The organism is Anaerotignum sp., from assembly GCF_045122575.1.
Lineage (GTDB): Bacteria > Bacillota > Clostridia > Lachnospirales > Anaerotignaceae > Anaerotignum_A.
The window spans coordinates 1-4,384 of record NZ_JBGVHV010000158.1 but is presented as its reverse complement, the minus strand read 5'-3'; the positions used below and the strand labels follow the sequence as shown (position 1 = coordinate 4,384).

The 4,384-nt window shown below is 47.8% G+C and carries 4 protein-coding genes and 1 pseudogene; all 5 read right to left on the bottom strand.

The genetic code is table 11. The features are described 5' to 3' along the window. Positions 1 to 719: pseudogene (locus ACJMLT_RS07675) on the bottom strand (ribonuclease R); the annotation flags it as partial. 90 nt (positions 720 to 809) lie between these two features. Further along, positions 810 to 1,052 carry a preprotein translocase subunit SecG gene (gene secG / locus ACJMLT_RS07670; RefSeq protein ID WP_405728964.1) on the bottom strand — a complete coding sequence of 81 codons (243 nt, stop codon included), beginning with the start codon at positions 1,050 to 1,052 and terminating at the stop codon, positions 810 to 812. Between the two features lie 127 nt (positions 1,053 to 1,179). Beyond that, a complete protein-coding gene (locus tag ACJMLT_RS07665) occupies positions 1,180 to 2,577 on the bottom strand; it encodes an MATE family efflux transporter (protein ID WP_405728961.1) in 1,398 nt (465 codons plus the stop codon). 95 nt (positions 2,578 to 2,672) lie between these two features. Next, entirely contained in the window at positions 2,673 to 3,236 is a 564-nt protein-coding gene (locus ACJMLT_RS07660) for a putative phage tail protein (protein WP_405728958.1), read from the bottom strand. Further along, positions 3,233 to 4,384: baseplate J/gp47 family protein (locus ACJMLT_RS07655; RefSeq protein ID WP_405728955.1), on the bottom strand; the 1,152-nt coding region annotated here is incomplete at its 5' end. The genes ACJMLT_RS07660 and ACJMLT_RS07655, both read right to left, overlap by 4 nt.

Here is a 4,384-nt window from a genome sequence, read left to right as displayed (position 1 = left end):
AGATTTTCAATTTCCCCATAAACTTCATCCGGAAATTCCACTGCCAGTTCATATCTGCGGATGACAGACAGGATATCCACACCGGGGTCGTTCACATGACCGAGGATCTCCACGACTTTCCCTTCGGGGTTGCGTCTGTCTTCGCCGTAATCGGTGATTTCCACTACAACTTTATGACCGCTGACTGCACCTTTGGTATGATCTCTGGAAATAAAAATATCCTTTGCAATTTTCTTATCGTCTGCCACCACAAAGCCAAAGCCTTTATTGCTGGCTTCAAAGGTACCAACGATGCGTTGCATCCCTCTTTCCAGAATTTTCACGATAACGCCATCGGCTTTTTTCCCTTTTTCCGCCTTATGCAGCACCTTGTAAAGGACTTTGTCTTTCTGCATGGCACCCATGGTCTCGCTGGCAGGGATAAACACATCGTCTCCGCCTTCATCGGGCGTTACAAAACCAAATCCTCTGGCATGGCCGATAAAAGAACCCGTTGCCATCTGCAGGTCTTTTGGAGAAGCCAGTTTGCCTTTTCTGGTTTCAAAAATATGCCCTTCGTCAATGAGCTGCTGCAGCAGCTCTTCAAAGGCAGGTCTGTCCTCTGTCGGCACATCCATCATCACCCTCAGGTCTCTGCGTTTCATGGGGATATATCCGTCACTTTTGATATAAGCAAGGATCCGTTCTTTCCTCGCCTGCATAATATCATTCTGTTCCATAGAGATTCTCCTTGTTTTTTCTTACTTTTCCCAAAACTTTCAGTTTTATAAAAAAAGGGATGCTGTTCCATACAGCATCCCCAGTTTTTCTTAACCTACCAGATTTACGATGAACGCAATAATCATAAATGCTGCGCCCAGAATCTTTGTGTATTTTTCCAGTTTCCCTTCCACGGAGTTACCTTTGTTTTTGCTCCAGAAAGAATCTGCACCGCTAGTGCCGCTTACTGCGCCCAGACCAGCAGAACGTTTGGACTGCATCAGGATGATAGTTGCCAGAACAACTGTCAGAACGATCAAAATTACTGTTAAAACTGTACCGATTGTAGACATTAGAAAAACCTCCTGTATCATCACTCGTTTGCGAGTGTTATCTCGTTATGTGACAGGGACACTTCTCCCCATGATTTTCATATTGTAGCACATTCTTTGTCCGACCGCAACAGTTTTTTGCAGAAACTCAGGCGTTTTTCTCCATTTCCTCCCGCTGCCGCTTGGTCATACTTTGAAAATTGACCATTACCATCGTAATCGAAAGGATGGCCGCCAGCCCATCGGCAACAGGCCCCGCAAACAGCACCCCATCCAGACCAAACCGCAGCGGCAGAATCAGCAGAATCGGGATCAGGATAAATCCCTGTCTGGAAGCCGAAAGAACAATCCCCTGTTTGACTGCGCCGATACTGGTAAAAAAATTGACCGTAATGGGCTGCAGCCCAAAGGTAAATACCATAAACATATAGATCCTAAGATATTTTTCCGCAAATACAAAATACAGCGGTTCTCCCACCCCAAATACGGAAATGACCTCCCGCGGGAAAAACTGAAACAGCAGAAAAGCCGCCACACTGAAGCACATGCCGATCTTTACGGCCATTTTGTATGTTTTCTTTACCCTGTCATAATTTTTCGCCCCGATATTAAATCCAAGGATCGGCTGACAGCCATGGGCCAGCCCCACCACAAAGGCCACCATGATACTGTTCAGCTTCGTTGCCACGCCGGAAACTGCAAGCGGAATATCCTTGCCATAAACAGACAAGGCACCATAATACGACAGAGAATGATTCAGAACAATAGCCACCGCCATCATAATCGTGTGATTCAAAAAGTTACTTGTCCCCAGTTTTGCGATCTTTGTCGCATAGCTTTTCCGGATCCCCAGCATATTTCTTGTAATGGGAAATGTCCTGAATTTCGGAAAATAACAAATGCAGAGCAGAAAAGATACAAACTGACTGACGGCCGTTGCCAACGCTGCCCCTTCCATCCCCCAATGAAACACAAACAGAAACAGCCAATCCAGAAAAACATTCAAAACCGCACCGCTGACGGTACAGGTCATGGAATAAGACGGACTGCCGTCCGCACGGATGATGGTGCTGGCTGCACTGGAAAAAAGCAGAAAGGGCAGACCAATGGCGGTGATCCCCAAATAAGCCTCTGCCAATGGCAGAATATTTTCCGTCGCACCGCAGACCTTCAGGATCGCTGTTTTAAACAGCAATACAAATACAAGGAACAACAGCCCAACGATCCCTGTCATAGACAGTCCCGTCCCAATATATTTTCTGGCATCTTCTTCTCTTTTTGCCCCAAGGCTGATATTGAAATTCGCCGCTGTGCCAACACCGATCAGCTGCGCAAAGGCGATCAGTAGCATCGTTACAGGAAAGGCAACATTGGTCGCCGCATTCCCCAGCATCCCGATTTGATGACCGATGAAAATCTGATCTGTCATATTGTAAAGGGAATTCACCAGCATACTGATAATAGAAGGGATTGCAAATTTTCGCATCAGGCCACCTAAAGGGGCATACCCCAAGGGATTCTCCTGTATGATTTTCTTTTCTTCCATAGTCTATCCCCCTGAAAATATCTTTGTTTTTATTGTATCGTCTTTTCCTCACGAAAAAAAGACCAAAAGCAACCAAATTGCTTTCAGTCTTTCTTTTATTTCCGATAGGGTGTCAGGTCTTCGAAAGGAATCTGCCCATGGGTCCAGCCCAAAGCCTTCATCTGCCCGTGGGTCATCCCTTTCAGATCTTCATGGGTATTGGCATTCAGCCCCACTTCAAACGCCAGATTTGCAGGAATGATCTTTCGCAGATGTTTCTGCAGAAACTCTCTTTTTTCCTTCACCCGCAGTTCCAGTACCAACTGCAGGAAATATCGTTCCTTCTGCAGTTCTGTGGTATAATTTCCGGCTCCCAGACAGCCATCCAGCCAGTCCCGCAGATGAAATTCTGTATAGGGGCTTCGGCTGTTCCAGCGATACAGGATCTCCTCCCGCAGTTTTTCCGTTTCCATCATCTCTGCTCCCAGAACCCCCATCATTTTTGCCAGCCGAAGCAGGCCATTCCTTTCCGCCGTCAGGATCCACTGATTCTTTACCAGGGTATCCTTCGCTGTCGCCTCTTCCTCCAGAATCACTCCTTCGATCTGCCCTAGTTTCCGAAACTCCTGCAGTTCTTTCACCGTATCCGGCAAATATCCGCTGTATCTGTTTTCCGTCATGCTCTCACCTCGATCTCACCCAATACAGGCACTTCATTCGCTCCAAGAACCAGATTGCCGCCTGTGCCGTTAATGCTACAATCAGAAACATCCAGCACACCATCCGCTTCCAGCGCGCGGCTTTCCAGATAACTGATACGCACCGTCAGATAGGCACTGTCTGCCCAACTTTTCCGCATTTCTTCCAGATATGCTTCGAACCTCTGCCGAATCTCCTCTGCCACCGTTTCCTGCACCGCACCTTCCGCCAGAGAAATCGTCATATGGATATCGCAGGCCACTTCCGTGACCCCTTCTACCGTTACCCGATGGCCAATGGGCGCAATGCCATATCCTTCTCCTCTGCTTTCCGGATCAATTTCTCTCTGCAGTTCTGCCAGTTCCGTTTCGGTAGGGCCATGCCAGCCCTGATCGATAATGACTACCTTCACTGTACCACCGCCGTTCCATACAGGATAAACCTTTACCCCGCCAACATTCTGCATAGCACTGATCTTTCTTTTATAATCAGAAATATTTCCGCCAAAGGCATCTGCATCAAAACTGGAAAAATATCGTTTTCTCAGTTCTTCGTCCCCTTCTTCGTCTTCCCCGTTTGTCCGCAGTTCCTCCAGCGTTGCTGCAGCCAGCCCGGCCATGGTTTCTATGGGGATCAGATTCCCCAGATATTCATTGCCACAGGCACCTGCTGCCTCACATTCCAGCACATATCTTCCGTCCTCCTCTCTGAAAAGTACCACATAATGATACTCCTCCAGAAAGAATCTTGTTCCCGCTTCTACAGGATATTCCACGCCATCCTCGTTCAGGAAACTCCCGTAAAAAGTTGCCTTTACCGCAGCCTTTCTCAGGATGCCCCGTTCTGCCGCCCGTCTGGTCAGATCCTCCCCCGTTGCCGTGTCTGCAAAGGTGCGATCCTCCAGCATATCCAGATCGGCATAAAAAGCCGCTGTTTCCGCCGCATTGGGTGCCAGCGCATCATAAATCACACTGCCCTGTCTTTTGTCTCTCTTGTCATCGATCAAATCCAGTTTTCTCTCCATCAATGCTTCATAGCTCACCATCAAATATCCACCGTCCTTTCTGCCTTTATTTCCCCAAAGATCGTATGCACCACGAATTCTGCCGTCACAGAACCTTTCTCCTGC

Bases quoted from the DNA above. Each gene is read 5' to 3' on its own strand.
- ACJMLT_RS07665 (WP_405728961.1), bottom strand. From the start codon at position 2,577: ATGGAAGAAAAGAAAATCATACAGGAGAATCCCTTGGGGTATGCCCCT.
- secG (WP_405728964.1), bottom strand. From the start codon at position 1,052: ATGTCTACAATCGGTACAGTTTTAACAGTAATTTTGATCGTTCTGACA.
- ACJMLT_RS07660 (WP_405728958.1), bottom strand. From the start codon at position 3,236: ATGACGGAAAACAGATACAGCGGATATTTGCCGGATACGGTGAAAGAA.